General features: G+C 69.2%; 10 protein-coding genes. 1 reads left to right on the top strand and 9 read right to left on the bottom strand.

The window, feature by feature from the left end; translation table 11 throughout:
• Positions 1 to 296 precede the first annotated feature (296 nt).
• From ASG96_RS00980 to ASG96_RS00940, 9 genes are all read right to left on the bottom strand, one after another.
• Positions 297 to 4,787, bottom strand: coding sequence for a right-handed parallel beta-helix repeat-containing protein (locus ASG96_RS00980; RefSeq protein WP_057586006.1), 4,491 nt, complete (start codon positions 4,785 to 4,787; stop codon positions 297 to 299).
• Positions 4,788 to 4,890: 103 nt separating this feature from the next.
• Complete coding sequence (locus tag ASG96_RS00975) at positions 4,891 to 6,390, bottom strand: RtcB family protein (protein ID WP_235506582.1); 1,500 nt, start codon at positions 6,388 to 6,390, stop codon at positions 4,891 to 4,893.
• A gap of 48 nt (positions 6,391 to 6,438) precedes the next feature.
• A complete protein-coding gene (locus ASG96_RS00970; RefSeq protein WP_235509014.1) occupies positions 6,439 to 7,947 on the bottom strand; it encodes a nucleoside-diphosphate sugar epimerase/dehydratase in 1,509 nt (502 codons plus the stop codon).
• Positions 7,944 to 9,086 (bottom strand): DegT/DnrJ/EryC1/StrS aminotransferase family protein, encoded by a 1,143-nt coding sequence (locus ASG96_RS00965; RefSeq protein ID WP_235509013.1) that lies wholly within the window; start codon positions 9,084 to 9,086, stop codon positions 7,944 to 7,946. Before ASG96_RS00965 ends, ASG96_RS00970 begins: the two co-directional genes overlap by 4 nt.
• 55 nt (positions 9,087 to 9,141) lie before the next feature.
• Positions 9,142 to 9,765: a response regulator transcription factor gene (locus ASG96_RS00960; RefSeq protein WP_057586004.1), complete on the bottom strand. Its 624-nt coding sequence runs from the start codon at positions 9,763 to 9,765 to the stop codon at positions 9,142 to 9,144.
• A gap of 105 nt (positions 9,766 to 9,870) precedes the next feature.
• A complete protein-coding gene (locus tag ASG96_RS00955) occupies positions 9,871 to 10,518 on the bottom strand; it encodes a response regulator transcription factor (RefSeq protein ID WP_056756100.1) in 648 nt (215 codons plus the stop codon).
• Between the two features lie 12 nt (positions 10,519 to 10,530).
• The gene (locus tag ASG96_RS00950) at positions 10,531 to 11,169 is read right to left on the bottom strand and encodes a sensor histidine kinase KdpD (protein ID WP_157610582.1); all 639 of its coding nucleotides are present in this window, start codon (positions 11,167 to 11,169) and stop codon (positions 10,531 to 10,533) included.
• Positions 11,170 to 11,594: 425 nt separating this feature from the next.
• Complete coding sequence (locus ASG96_RS24585) at positions 11,595 to 12,071, bottom strand: hypothetical protein (RefSeq protein WP_056756096.1); 477 nt, start codon at positions 12,069 to 12,071, stop codon at positions 11,595 to 11,597.
• A gap of 481 nt (positions 12,072 to 12,552) precedes the next feature.
• Positions 12,553 to 13,149: a hypothetical protein gene (locus ASG96_RS00940; protein ID WP_157610581.1), complete on the bottom strand. Its 597-nt coding sequence runs from the start codon at positions 13,147 to 13,149 to the stop codon at positions 12,553 to 12,555.
• 323 nt (positions 13,150 to 13,472) lie between these two features.
• Here ASG96_RS00940 and ASG96_RS00935 point away from each other — a divergent pair, with 323 nt between their 5' ends.
• A complete protein-coding gene (locus ASG96_RS00935; protein ID WP_056756089.1) occupies positions 13,473 to 13,904 on the top strand; it encodes a hypothetical protein in 432 nt (143 codons plus the stop codon).
• Positions 13,905 to 14,669 lie beyond the last annotated feature (765 nt).

Here is a 14,669-nt window from a genome sequence, read left to right as displayed (position 1 = left end):
TCTGTGTCTCGAGCTGCCTTCTCGTGTACCGACGCTAGGTCTGCCGCAGAGGCACGACATCGCTCGCCGACACGACCCCCGACTACGTCAAACGACCGACCCCCTCGTGTGCAGGCAGTGCTGCCGGACCGCGGGATCCGGCCCACCGTGCTGCCTGCCTACGCCGGTCACCGGACACGACGGGCGGCCGGGGCGACTGCATCCCGGGGGGAGGGGGTGCTGGAGCGTCGTCCCGGCCGCGTTCCACGGCGCCGTCGTGCTGCTGTCCTCGGTCGCGGCGCCGAGCTGGGTGGTTGCTAGATCCGGAGCTTCGTCGTCGTCGACGCGGACAGGCCGCCGGCGTCCGTCACCGTCAGGCGGAGGGTGTACGTGCCCGACGTCGAGTAGGTGCACTGTGCTGATGACGAGGTGGTCGGGCCGATGTCGGGAGCCCCGTTCCCGCACCGGTAGGTGTAGGTGAGCGCACCGTGCTCGGGATCGCTGGAACCAGACGCGTTGAGCGTGGCGACCTTCCCCGCGACGGTCACGGTGAGCACGGCCACGGGCGGCTGGTTGGAGGCGATGACGAGTGTCGTGAACGGGCTGTTCGCCTGGTTGCCCGCGTCGTCGGTCACGGTCACCCGGGCCTTGAAAGTGCCCCCGGCCGGATAGCTGCACGTGGCGGCGGCGGACGCCTGGGGTCCGACCTTCGTGCCGTTGCCGCACGTGAACGTGAAGGTGAGCGGGCGACCCTCGGGGTCGGACGAGGCCGAGGCGTCGAACCGCGCGGTGGTGGGCGCGAGGGACCCCGGCGGCGACGTCAGCGCCAGCTTCGCGGTAGGCGGCTGGTTCACCGCCACCGTCACGGTCCTCGTTGCCTGCGACGTCCGACCGAGCGCGTTGGTCACGGTCACGGATGCGGTGAACGTGCCTGCTACGGCATACGTGCAGCTCGCCGACGGCGATGACTGCGGACCCACCTTGGGCGCCCCGTTGCCACAGTCGAAGACGAACGAGAGGGCGCTGCCCTGCGGGTCGGTCGACGAGGACGCGTCGAGCGCCACGGGCAGCGGCACGGCTCCGGAGGTGGGCGTGGCGGTCAGCGCTGCCGCTGGGGGAAGGGCCGGCGCCGACGCGACGATCGCGACGGGTGCGGTCGAGGCCAGACCGGCCGTGTCGACGACCCGCACCGACGCCGTGTAGGTCCCCGCGAGCGGGTAGGTGCACGTCGCCGTGGCGAGGGTCTGCGGACCGACCGATGTCCCGTTCCCACACGCGAACATGTAGGTGCTGATGGCGTTGTCACCGGCCGACGAACCCGCGGCCGAGAGCGTGACGGACAAGGGAACGGTTCCGCTCGGCGGCGTCGCCGTGACTGCTGCCGTCGGGCCCCTCGCACCTGCCGCCCCGCCGTGGTACTCGAGCGCTCCACGGTCACCGTAGGGCGGTGTGCCGGCGCCGGTGTCCGGGACTCCGAGGACGTCGACGGGCGAGACCCCGTCGTGGTCGTCGGAGACGGCACCTGCCACGCCGAGGTCGGCGCTGTCGATCGCGGGCGACTGCGGCGTCAGCGCGAGGTCGCGTCCGGGTTGGTCGACGAATCCGGCTGCGGCCGCGGTGTCGTTCGCGCCCTGACCGCTCGCCGAACGGAACCCGGCGACGGTCGGGTAGGCCACGGAGAACCACTCGTAGAGCGGGCCGCCGTTGCTCATGTGGACGAGGTTGCGGTCGACGGTCGATCCGGGGCTCGACTTCTCGTCGAGCCGGATGTCCCCGATCGTCCGGGTGCTGCCGATGGCGTTGTCGACGCTGATGTTGTCCGCCACGACGGCACCGGAGCAGCCACCCTCGAGGTTGATCCCCGCGGTCGCGTTGCCCACGGCCGTGTTGCCGATCACGCGGTCGCCCACCGAGCCCAGGCAGTCGAGGCCGTGGTCGCCGTTGTCGCGGACGATGTTGCGGCGCACGGTCGCGTTGTCGGAGCCGGTGTAGACCTCGATCCCCGAGTCCTGGTTGGAGTACGAGGTGTTGCGCTCGACGACGGCTCCCGTGGAGCCCGCGCTCACGTCGATGCCGTTGGCCAGTCGTTGCGTCGGGTGGACGTTGTCGTGCGCGGTGTTGCCGGAGACGGTTGCACCCGTGCTCGACTGCACACTGATTCCGTGGAATCCGTTGGCGTAGACCGAGTTCGACGACACGACCGCGTCCGCGCTCGTGGCGATGCGGATGCCGATGGAGCCGTTGCCGGTGCTGGTCGCCCCGGACACGCGGGTCCGGACCGAGCGGTCCGAGGAGATGCCGTAGCTCGAGGCCTGTTGCGCGAGGACCGACGAGACGACGACGTCCGACGAGTCCTGGATGCTGATCCCGACGCCGTTCTGCCCCACGGTCGTGAACCCGTCGACGACGACGGAGTCCGCACTCCAGAGCTTGAATCCGTAGGTTCGTGTTGATGCCGCGGTCGTTCCCGACGATCCCGGGCTGGCGCCGCCCACGTCGACGTAGAGCAGCCCGGCGGCGGCGTCGTAGAAGAACGTGCCGGAGGTCGTGCTGGTGGCGCCGGTGGCGACCGCGAGCCGACTGCCGTCGCGCAGGACCTGGGTCACCGCCGAGGCCGATGACACGGGTGTGCGCCAGGCATTGGTCCCCGTCGCCGTCCACAGGGACGCGGCGGACAGGTCTGTCGTCCCGATGACCCGCACTCCACCGTTCGCGCGGAACGTCAGCGGAGCGGTCCGCATCCCGGTGTGGGCGGGGGTCACCTGCTCCGGATAGTCCCCCGCTTCCACGACGACCGTGTCACCGGCCAGGGCGACCGACGCCGCTCGGCTGATCGTGCAGAACGGGGTGCTCGTGCCGTCAGCGGAGTCCGAGCAGGACGCCGCGCCTCGGTCGACGTGGTAGGTCACGAGGGGCCGGTCGGTGAGCACGACGGGGTCTTCGGCCGTGGCCGACGATCCACCGGTGTCCCTGACGGTGACGGTCACGACGTGGGTGCCGCTCGTGACGTAGCCGTGTTGCGCGACGGCGGAGGTCTGGGGACCGGCCACGGTCCCGTCCCCGAAGTCGAACGTGTACGTGCTGATGCCCTCGAGGTCGACGTCGCTCGAGCCGCGAGCGTCGGCGGTCACGTTGAGGGCGGGAGGCACCTGGCCGCTGGCCGCCGACAGCACGAGCACGGCGTGCGGAGGGTTCGTGCCCGAGTCCCCCGCCTGCGGCATCCGTTCGAGGGCGCCTCGGTCGGCGTAGGCCGGCGTACCCGTCCCACGGTCGACGACGGTCGGGTCGTCGGTCGGGGCCGTGCCCGCACGGTCGAGCGGCTCGAAGCCGCTCGCGCCCGTGTCGGCGGCGTCGATGGCCGCCGACTGCGCCGCCAACCGGAAGTCGTGGGTGCTTGCGGCGACGAACTGCGGGTCGCGTCCGAGTCCGGCCTGCTCCTGCCCGGTGGCTGCGGCGAAGCTCTCGACCGTCTGGTAGCGGGTGAGGCCGATGCGGACCGACGGGGTCCACGCACTGTTCCAGATGAGGTCGCTGTCGGCAGAGAACCCGGTCATCGACGTCTGCTCGACGTAGAGGTCGGAGCTTGCGGTGGTGAGGCCGTTGTCGACGGAGATGTTGTCGCGCAACATGGCACCGGTGCTCTGCCCCTCCACGGAGATGCCGTCGTCGTGGTTGCCGTAGGCGGTGTTGGACACGTAGCGGACGCCCGTCGACCCCAGCGTGTCCAGACCGTGGTTCCCGTTGCCGTAGCTGATGTTGCGGACGACGAGGGCGCGGGCCGACCCGTTGTAGATCTGGATGCCGCTGTCCTGGTTGTCGTGCACGACGTTCGCCCTGACCACGTTGTCGGTCGACGTCGCGTTGACGTCGATGCCGGCCGCCGTGGCGCTTCCCGACGTGACGCGGTTGTGTGCCGACTCGTTGTGCTCGATGACGTTGCCCGACGAGCCCTGGAGCGAGATCCCGTGGTTCCCCGCGCCGGAGACCGAGCTCCCCGAGACCGTGGAGCCCGTCGTGGCGCTCAGCCTGATGCCCACGGAGACCGATGCCGTGACCGTCGATGCCGCCACGGTGATGCCCGAGCTCGAGGACTCGACGAGGATGCCGTAGCTGCCGCTGGACGTGCTCGAGACGTTCGTCAGCGATACGGTGCTGCTGCCGCTGACGCGCAGACCGGCGAGGTTCTGGCCGGTCGTGTCGAAGCCCTCGATGCTGACGTTGCTGCGACCCACGACGTTGAACCCGTAGGTCTGGGCGCCGGCGAGGACCGCGTGGCCCGTCGGCGACTGGCCACCCGTGTTGACGTAGAGCACCTTGGCGGTCGCGTCGTAGTAGAAGGACCCGCTCGGCAGCGCCGTCGCGCTCGTTCCCGTCGCGAGTCGCGCCCCGTCGACGACGACCTGTTTCGGCGAGCTCGGTGGGGCGTAGGCGGTGCTCCAGATGCCGCCCGCCTGGCTCGACCACGTGGCCGCCGAGAGGTCACGTGTCCCGACGACGTTCACACCGGGGCCCGAGGCCACGAACCGGATCGGCGCTCCGCCGACCCCAGAGGCGCCGACCGTGACCTGTTCGGGGTACGCCCCGGGGTTGACCGTGACGGTGTCGCCTGCCGTCAGCGCATGGCCGGCTGCGGCGCCGATGGTGCAGAAGGGAGTGGCGGCCGTGCCGGGCCCGGTGTCTGCGCAGCTGGACGTCGTGTTGTCGACCCACCACGAGGTTGCCGCCGACGCGGGACCGGCGACGACGAGCTGCCCGGTCAGGGCGAGCGTGAAGGCGGCAAGTGTTCCGGTCAGCCCTCGTGCGTGCATCGTCGGCTCCTCACGTCGGCGTGTGGTCTGTTCGACTCGTTGGTCTGGCGGCTGGTTGGTCTGGTCTGGTCCTGGTGGACCGGATCCGGTGGTGTGGTGGGGGTCAGTTCAGGACGGCGAACGGCCGCATCCGAGCGACGGGACGCACGATGCGGTGCTGGGTGAGCACCGACATCGCCGCGTTCACGCCGTTGTCGTCCAGGTGCGCGACCGTGGTCGGCGCCGCGTCCGAGTAGCTGAAGCGCAGCGTGTTCCGGCCCGATGGATCGAGCAGCGAACGCCCGTCCTTCTCGAACTGGTCGATGACCGTCCCCGCGCCGTGGCACGCGGAGTGGAGGCTGTCCGCGCTGCGGTCCCCGGCGACGGCGAGATACGACGACGTCCGGTTGGTGCCGGGCAGAAGAACCGCCTGTCCGGTCGTGCCGAAGACCGTCCCCTCCGGCATACGGCTCGCTGGGAAGGCCCTGCACGAGTTGTGACGGTGCACGACCGCAGGTCGCCCGGCGACCTGCTCCTCGTAGATCGAGTTGTGGGGCGAGTCGACGACGAGGCTGCCGATGTCGCCTCCGAAGACCCGGGCTGCGAGACCTCGCAGGGCGGCGTACGTCGCCAGGCGGAACGCGTAGCCGTAGTTCATCGCCGCGGCATTCGCGAGCATGAGGCGCTGCCCCTCGTCACTGGCGAGGTCGACGGGGGCGCATCCCTTGGCGAAGTAGAGCCGCATCCGCTCTCGCAGCTGAGCCGCCGATCGCGCCGTCGCGAGGTGGAACAGTGGCTTCTGGACCGACATGACGGCACGCATGACGCGAGCGGTGTCCCGACGTCGCTGGAAGAGGTGGCCGATCTCACCCGTGAGCACGCCTCCCCCCGCGTGGTACTGGAGCGTGACCTGTCCCTGGCGGACACCGAGCAGCTCGGCGAGGTGAGGGTCGAGGATCTCCTCCACCTGCTGGAGCTCGACGAAGTGATTGGTGGGGCCGACGGTCCCGAACCGCAAGCGCGCCAGGTGCCAGGCCAGCGCTGGGATCTCCCGACGGAGCCGCTCCGCCCCTCCCCACTGCTCGAGGTCGACCCGGCCGCCCTCCTCCATCCGCTCGAGCTCCTTCGCGTCGACCCCCCATCGGTCGGCAGCGAAGCCGGCGCCGTCGACAGCGGCGGCGACCACCTCCCCGGACGTCAGCTCGCGGGCTCCGCGGGTGGGGTAGGGATACTTCTCCTTGACCGCCCGGTAGAACTCGTGGATCGCTCGGTCGTCCGGTCGGTCGGTCCCGAGTGCGATGAGCGCCATGCCGCAGTTCACCGAGGAGCTGGTGAACGTCGGACGGATCGTCCCGCGAGTGGCCACCGCGATGCTCGACGGCATCTCCATGTTGCGTTTGTGGTGGAAGTCCGGCAACACCACGGGAGGCGCGGCCAGGTCGAGCCCGGCGGCGCCGAGCTCGAGCGAGTGCAGCACCGCCTCGTCGGCTCGCAGCCCGGGGCCGTCGAGCACCGTGGCCCTCGCTGCCGGGGGTGACGGGTATGCCGGGGGTGACGAGGGCGCTGACCGGCCCGGCTGCTGCCTGGTGCCGCGGCGACCTGCTGCGATGACCGTGAGTTGCACGCTGTTCCTCGCTTCGTCTGGAGGTTCGTTTGAAGGCGGCCGACCGACTCAGAAGTCGTCGGGGTAGAGCGCCGAACAGGATGTGCTGTCGGCGGGGCTGGAGCGGACGTAGTTGCCTAGCAGCGCGGCCATGATCGACGTGACCTCATCGACCGCGTTGCGCGACGACGCCTCGAAGAGGTCCTCGAGACCCGACAGGAAACGGGGGCCCGGCGCTGCGGACGACGTGCTGTAGATGCGCGGGTGGGTCGTCGCCTCACGGGCCTCGTGGCCGGCGAACAGACTCTCGTGGAGCTTCTCGCCGGGGCGCAGTCCGGTGAACCGGATGTCGACGTCGCTGAGGCCGAGCTGGCGGGCGTAGTTCGCGACGAGGTCGACGATGCGAACCGGCTTGCCCATGTCGAGGACGAAGGTCTCCCCGCCGCGCGCCAGATGGGCGGCCTCCAGGACGAGGCCGACCGCCTCCTCGATCGTCATGAAGAAGCGCGTGACGTTGGGGTGGGTCACCGTGAACGGCTCGTCGTTGCGCAGCTGCTCCGCGAGCACCGGCAGCAGGGACCCGCGGCTGCCCAGCACGTTGCCGAAGCGGACAGCAGCCACCGTGGTGGTCGCGCATGACGCGGCAGCATGCTTCGTCACGAGCTCCGCGAGCTGCTTCGTGGCACCGAGAACCGACGTCGGGTCGGCCGCCTTGTCGGTCGAGATGAGGATGAACCGCCCGACCTCGTGGACGACCGCGGCCGTGACGACGTTGAGCGTGCCGCGCACGTTGGACTTGACGCCCTCACACGGGTGCCGTTCGAGCATCGGCAGGTGCTTGAGGGCCGCCGCATGGAAGATCACGTCCGGCCGCATGTCCCCGATGATCTGGTCCATGCGCTGCGCGTCGCGGATGTCGGCCACGACCAGGTCGTCGGAGTCGAGCAACCCCTCGCCGGTGAGCTCGAGCTGGAGACGGTGGAGGTTCGACTCGTCGTGGTCGAGCATGACGAGTCGCTCGGGTCCGAAGCCGTTCACCTGACGACAGAGCTCGCTCCCGATCGAGCCACCCGCCCCGGTGACCAGGACCCGCGCGCCGCGGATCGTCGCCTGGACCTCGGGAGACACGACGTGCATCTCCGGTCGACCGATGAGGGCTCCGATCTCGAGCGAGCGCAGGTCGGTGCCCACCACGTCGCGCTGCATCATGGTGACGAACGACGGCAGGTGGCGCACGCTCGCGCCGACGCGCGACGCCGTCGTCGCCAAGGTGCGGACCTGGGCCGAGGAGAGCCCCGGTATGGCGAGGAGCACGACGTCGACACGCTGCACCGTCACCACGGCGAGCAGGTCGGAGAGCATCCCCAGGACGGGAAGCCGTCGCACCACCCGCTTGTGCGTGTCGTCGTCGAGGAAGCCGATGGGGGCCAGACCCAGGTCCGGGACGTTCTCGAGATCGCGCGCCAGGGCACGGCCCGCCTCCCCAGCGCCCACGATCAGGGTTCTCAGCCCCTTCTGCATCGTGGGGATGAAGCCCAGATCGGCCGGTGTCCACTCGTACTGCAGTGACGTGCTCACTGTGTTCCTCCCAGCTCGGCCAGCGCCGCGCAGACCATGTCCACCTCGGCATCACTGATGACGGGATCCATCGGCAGCGAGAGGGTGCGGTCGAAGACCGCGTCGGCACCGGGGTGCCCACCCGCGGACAGGACGCAGCTCCGGCGGAACCAGCTCAGTCGATGGACCGGGATGAAGTGCACGGAGGTGGCGATCCCGCGGGCGCGCAGCAGATCGATCAGCTCGTCTCGCGGCACGCCGTACTCGGGCAGGACCCGGACGGCATACAGGTGCCAGGCATGACGTCCTGTCGTGGGCCGAGGCGGGCGCCGGATCCCGGCGATGGCGGCCAACGCGCCGTCGTAGCGGTCAGCCACCTCCGCTCGTCGGGCCTGGTACTCGTCGAAGTGCCGCAGCTGGGCCCGGCCGATCACCGCCTGGACATCGGTCATGTTGGCCTTCAGGCCGTCGACGGCGACGTCGTACCTCCAGCCGCCACCCGGCAGATAGCGACGCCATGCGTCGGCCGACATGCCGTGCAGGCGGGTTTCGCGGAGGCGCGCGGCCAGCTGCGCGTCGTTCGTGGTCACCATGCCCCCCTCGCCGATCGGCAGGTTCTTCGTCGCGTAGAAGCTGAAGCAGGTCGCGCGCGAGATCGTGCCGACCACGGCCGAACCCGAACGGGTCCCGAGCGCGTGGGCGGCGTCCTCGATGACGTGGTCCAGGTCGACGCCGGCCGCTGCCGCGAGCTCCCTGACGTCCGTGGGCAGGCCTCCGAGGTGCACGACGAGGAGGGCGTCGACGCCGCCGCACTCGGCGACGGACGCGGCGACTGTCTCGGGGCTCGGCATCGCGGTCAGCTCGTCGACGTCGGCGAGCACGGCCACGTGCCCGGCATGGCTGATCGCTGACGCCGCCCCGCAGAAGGTCATCGTCGACGTGAGCACCTTGGAGCCGGGTGGCAGGTCGAGAGCGCGCAGGGACAGCTCGATGGCGGCGGTGCACGAGCTCACGGCGACGGCATGGTCGACCCCGAGGTATGCCGCGAACTCCCGTTCGAACTCGACGACGTGCTGGCCCGACGTCACCCAGCCGGATGCGAGCACGTCGAGCACCCCCTGGCTCACCTCGGGGCAGATCCGGGTCCGGGTGAAAGGCACGGCAATCGGCCGCGCGTCGTCCATCCGCCGCCGGGCGGGGGCGCGTGTCGCGAGCTCAGGCACCGCCCTCACCGCCGCTCCGCGCGAGGGCGACCGCGGCCGGCGCCGAATGGACGTGCATCTTCCTGAGGATCCGCCGCACGTAGGTCCGCACGGTGTTGTCCGACAGCTCGAGCGCGACACCGATGTCCTGGCGGCTCATCCCCGATGCCAGACAGGCGAGCACCTCCGACTCCCGGTGGGTCAGTGACCGAGTGGCACGTTCGGCAAGCTGTGGCCTGCGGGCGACGATGGCCGCGAAGAGGATGTGAAGCGGTTCGGCCGGCAGGTGGGCCTCTCCCTCGCCCAGGTCGACCAGCGCGGCGATCAGCTCGTTGACGCCGTCGCTGCGAGAGACCCACCCGCGGACACCGAGCTCCAGCGCGTCGGCGAACCGCGCGTCGTCCCCCGGACCGGCCATGACCAGGATGCGGAGATCCGGTGCCTCATCACGAACAGCGGCCAGGTCCTCGACCCGAACGCCGTCGCCGAGGCCGACCGCGATGACGTCGCAGCCGCGAACGAGGCGCCGGGCGAGCGCGTCCCGGACGGTCCGTGCCGTCCCGACGAGGTCGATGGCATCCTCATGGGCGAGCACGAGCGCAACGGCGTCGAGAAAGCCTTGGCGGCCGTCCACCATGACGACGCGGGTTGCCTGTTTCATGTCCCCGAGCCTGCCGCCGGACTCCCGACGGCGGACCCGACGCCGGAGGGACCGCACCGTACGTCAAACGGATGACGCCCTCTATCGAACGTGCCTCGGCCAGCTGAAGGCCAGCGAGTTCGCAGAGACGAGCGCGGCCGCCTGGAGTCGCGAGTGCACCCCCAGCTTGGTGAGCACGTTCTGGACGTGGGTGCGTGCGGTGCTGCGACGGACGTTGAGCTGGATCGCGATCTCCTCGGTGCTCAGGCCGTCACTGACGCATTTGAGGACCTGCCACTCCCGGTCGGTGAGGAAGGACAGCACCCACGTCGGGTGCTCGCTCGGATCGCCCGAGCGAAGCGCCCTCTGCAGCGCACTCGGCTCGATGGCCATGTGTCCGCTGATGGCCAGGTCGATCGCCTCGACCAGCTGCGGCAGCCCGCGGTCCTTGCGCACGTAACCGGAGGCCCCCAGGGCGATGGCTCGTCTCACCAGGTCGTCGGAGAAGTCGCCCGAGAAGATCACCACCTTGGTGCCGCTCGAGGCCTCCCGGATGCTGGGGATGACGTCGAGGCCCGAGCCCTCGGGAAAGTTCGCGTCGAGCAGGCACACGTCGGGTTGGACCGCTCGGGCCGCCTCGACCGCCTCTTCGGGCCGACACGCCGTCGTCACCTCGTAGCCCAGGTCGCCCAGCGCCGTCGCGAGGGCATCGAGGATCAGCGCGTGGTCATCGCAGACCACCAGCTTCATGACTCCACCAGCTCAGGACGCGGCCGAGACGCCTCTGCCGCTGGGCAGAGAGATGTCCGCGGTGGCGCCACCGTCTGGGCCGTTCGCCAGCCGGAAGCTGCCCTTGCACGAGGCCACCATGGCGCGGGTCGCCACGAGCCCGATGGAGGTTCGTCCGGTCACCCGCCCCAGGCCTGGCCCGTCGTCGACGACCGTCAGGTGCACCGCACCGGCGACGTCGCGCACGCTGATCGTGACATGACCATCGGGACCGGCGGCGCGCACCGCGTTGTCCACGACGCACCCGAGGGCACGGGAAAGTGCGATCGGACGAGCCAGGGCCCAGACGTCAGTCGACGACTCCACCGCGATCGAGGTCGTCACCGCCACGCGTGCCAGGCCGGCGACGAACTCGGCGACCTCGAGCGCATCGACGATGGTGACGTCGTCGGCGGTGGTCTGCTCGAGGCTGGACTCCACCAGAGCGAGGAGCCACGACGCCTGCTCAGTGATCCGCTCGAGCTTTTCCTCGACGTCACCCCTCGAGGATTCGGACAGCAGGAGGATCGCGGACAGCGGCCCCCTGAGGTCGTGAAGAAGGACACGAACGGTGTCAGGTTCTGGAACCTCCAGGCTCGTGCCGACGCCCCCCATTTTGATGTTGTCGCACATTTCTTGCCCCTCCCCTACCCAAGGAGTTCATGGTGGATCGCCTCGGGAACACGGGTCGTGGTCACCGAAGTTGTTGCCCCACAGTCACCGTCGCGCCCCCCGGGCGACTAGACCTGTACCGGCGTCGCCATCGTATGTTCGCTACGAGTCGGCGCATGGTTTTCAGTAAGAACACGGGATTCGCCGCAAGATTTCACAGCACAAGTCCCTCGTAACGGCGCGATTGGCCGCGAAGCCGCATCGAGAGACATGACCTCGCAAATCGGATGTCTCGCGCCGGCGACTACGTCGTTTGGACGAGGACTGCCAGGGATCTGCGTGCCAGAGTCTCAGGACCAGTGCCACTCCAGCGGCGACCTCGATCTCGTCAACGGCGGCACCAACCAGCTCGTCGGCATCGCTTCCCCAACCCCGCCACGTACACCTCAGCCCACGCACGAGCCACGGACGACGGCCGAGGTCATCCGGGCCGACGCGGGGCGTGATGCGCGGCGGCCACCCGGGTGCAGGCGGCCCCGGTCGCCTGGGGCGACCCGGGGCTGCGACCTGCCGTTCTCTGTCTCAACACCGAGTGCACGCGCAGGGATTCGAAACCCATCCTCGACGACCACGGGTCGCAGCCCGGGCTCGGCCGGGGCGTACAGCGCCGCCAACGCGACGGAGTGCGCGTCGACCGGGCCGGTCTTGCGCCCGTTGCCGGTGGCGAAGATCCGTACCTGCGCCGACAGCTTCGGCGGCACGTCGACCACACGCTCCCCGTCGTGAACCAGCCGGTGCGCGATGTGTCGGCCGATGCCGTTGCAACCCTCGACGGCCCACACCCGCTCACCGACCACACCGTGCCGGCGGCCGGCAGCGAGCATCGCCGCGTAGCCGGCCTTGTCCGTGTCGAACCGCCGCACCTCAAGAACTCAACCGGTCTGGTCGATGACCTCGATCGTGGCCGAGCGCTTGTGCGGGTCCATCCCGATGATCACGCCCATCGCCCTGCACCTCCTCCTTCACTCAGTGATGTGAAAGCGGGGAGGGCATTGCTACTTCGAGCGGAACAAACCCCTTTCGAGCCTCTCCTCGCGCGGTGCCCGACGAGAGCGCATGCCATGAGAGAGCCACACCAATGACACCGGTGGGCAGCCGCATTGAGAGAGCGTCCCGTCGAGCACCTGGACCGAGTCTGGCCGGACGTCGATCCTGCAACCAGTCTCTAAGTAGCCGAATTGAGGACGTCGAGGTCGTGCCGGTGGGCCCCAACAACCTGTTGGGTTCGCGTCGCTCCCATCGGCCCCTCAGTCCCGAGCGGACACTTGATCAGTTTCACGCCGTGCCCGCCGCGCATCGGGCGATCCGATGTGGGCTGGCCGACGCGCCTAGTGACCCTCCTGATCAGCCGATCGCGCCGACGATGACGGCGCAGTAGTCGATGTTGAGGCCCTTGTCCTTGAAGTTGAAGGGCCGTCCTACCTTGAAGTCGTCGGACGGGTCGGAGGGGGTGCCCGCGTAGTTGTAGACCACGTTGTAGCTGAATATGCCGTCTCCGCGGGCAAGCACGACGCCGTCGTCGGAGGACAGGACGTGGTGGCCCTTGTTGGAGACGTAGCGGGTGAAGGTGCCGTCTCCGTTGTCAATGAGGCGGACGTCCTGGCTTACGGCTGTGAGGGCATCGGTGACTGTCTCCCCGGTGGCGACGTTGGTGTAGAGCTCGTCGGCGGTGTACCAGTAGGTGCCGTAGGGGAAGCCGTCAGGGCCGAGGGTGCGGAAATCCCGTTCCTGGTAGGTGGCGCCCCCGAACGTGTACGCGACCGTCAGGCCAGGGACGTCACAGAAGTCCTGGATCGTGTCGGTGAACGGTTCGTCGTACCAGGTGTGCCACGGGCCGTTCCCGGCGGGGGCCGCGGAAGCCGGGGCCGCCAGCGCGAGCGCCGGAAGGGTCAAGCCGGCCACCATAGCCGCCGCGAGGGCCATGCCGCGTGATCGGATCATGAGTCCACCTCCTGAGGGTGGTTTTTGGGGCCAAATCGGCGATGGCCCTCGTTCCGGCATACTCGCCATGGTGCGATTGCGCAGCGGAACCACTAAGTCCGGTTCGCACTACTTGCGGGTATGGTGCGCGTTGAACCAAAAGCGCAATGTGTTTCCGATCGTGCAACCTGCCGACGTGCTGCGGTGAACGTCCACTCGTGCCGCTGTCCGCGACCCGTTGTGCCGACGCATCGTCGTTGGGAAGCCAGTAGCCGTCTCGTTTCGCACGGACGGCAAGTACGCGTGCTCATGGTCGCCGTCGTACCCCTGTGCTTCCATGAGTCATGGCAACCGCCCAGCGGTCCCCACGCGCCGCACGAGGCATCATCGGCGTCGGCCACCTGCTGGTGGGTGGGGCGGCGTTGGTCTTCGCCGGCGTGATGATCGTCGCGGGTGCAGACTCCGGCGCCGAACTGGGCGGAGTGTTTCTCCCACTGGCGCTGTTGCTCGCGCTCGCCGCGGGAGTCTTCACGTACACGGCAGCGACGGTCCTACGGCGTGGACGAAGGGATCGTCACGGCCCCTCGCTGATCCTCAGCATCGTCGAACTGGTAGCCGGAGCGGCCTTGGCCTCAGGGGTGATTGTCGCGGTGCAAAGCTATGGCGACCCCTGGCGCTCTCCTCTGCTGCCGCCATCGGTGCTACTCGTCGCTCTCGGCCTCGCCGGCCTCGTTCTTGAGGTCTCCGAACCCACGACAGCGCCGCCGACGCACTGAACTGCCGCCGAGCGGTCGTATCGAAATGACTCGTCTCATGCTGGTGCGCGCCACCCGGAGTGGCACTCAAGCCTGACGATAGGCCCGACGGCGTCGAACGCTCCCGACAGGTTTTGCAGGTGCGTCACCGACTCGGACTCCGCGGTGGGCGAGGAGTCAGCCAACCGGTCAGATGGACCTTCACAACTGCTGCCGGCCCCTCGGGAGCGACAGTGAGAACATCGCACGGTGATGGACGACTCGAATGTGCCCGAGACCCTGACACTCGATGAGGCGTTTCGGGCTGCTTCTTCATGACCGACCTTTACGTCGGCATGGAGTCCAGTCCGGACGACGGCTTGGTGCTCTTCCACCAGTACCTACAGTCGGACCCGGCCCGCTGGGAGGACTGGAAGTGGGCAGTGCGCAAGGCGCTGCATCCCGCGCCGAGGTCCCACGCCTTACACCGGAACGTCCGCCGAGCGAGCACCTTCGAGTCGTGGTCGGTCACCACGAGCATCTGTTTGCGGTCGGCAAGGTCGATGCCGATGATCGCGTTCGTGATCGGGACCGCCTGACGCAGCCGCGACAACCTCGCGTTCCGGTTCCGATCCCCGCGCGAAACACCACTACCGTGAGACATGAACGTCCTCCTTCGATGCGATGGGACACCAAGCCCGACAAGCGCATCAGGAGGACGTTCGCCACGCCAGACCGAAGACGCTTAACGCCTTCCTATGCCGCTGTCGGCGCGGCGCCGGGTGTCGTGGATGTCGCCGTCGGGCA

It is taken from the genome of Terrabacter sp. Soil810, from assembly GCF_001429645.1.
GTDB lineage: Bacteria > Actinomycetota > Actinomycetes > Actinomycetales > Dermatophilaceae > Terrabacter.
This window is presented reverse-complemented; position numbering and strand designations above follow the sequence as displayed.

Bases quoted from the DNA above. Each gene is read 5' to 3' on its own strand.
- ASG96_RS00935 (WP_056756089.1), top strand. From the start codon at position 13,473: ATGGCAACCGCCCAGCGGTCCCCACGCGCCGCACGAGGCATCATCGGC.
- ASG96_RS00955 (WP_056756100.1), bottom strand. From the start codon at position 10,518: ATGAAGCTGGTGGTCTGCGATGACCACGCGCTGATCCTCGATGCCCTC.
- ASG96_RS00950 (WP_157610582.1), bottom strand. From the start codon at position 11,169: ATGTGCGACAACATCAAAATGGGGGGCGTCGGCACGAGCCTGGAGGTT.
- ASG96_RS00980 (WP_057586006.1), bottom strand. From the start codon at position 4,787: ATGCACGCACGAGGGCTGACCGGAACACTTGCCGCCTTCACGCTCGCC.
- ASG96_RS00960 (WP_057586004.1), bottom strand. From the start codon at position 9,765: ATGGTGGACGGCCGCCAAGGCTTTCTCGACGCCGTTGCGCTCGTGCTC.
- ASG96_RS00940 (WP_157610581.1), bottom strand. From the start codon at position 13,149: ATGATCCGATCACGCGGCATGGCCCTCGCGGCGGCTATGGTGGCCGGC.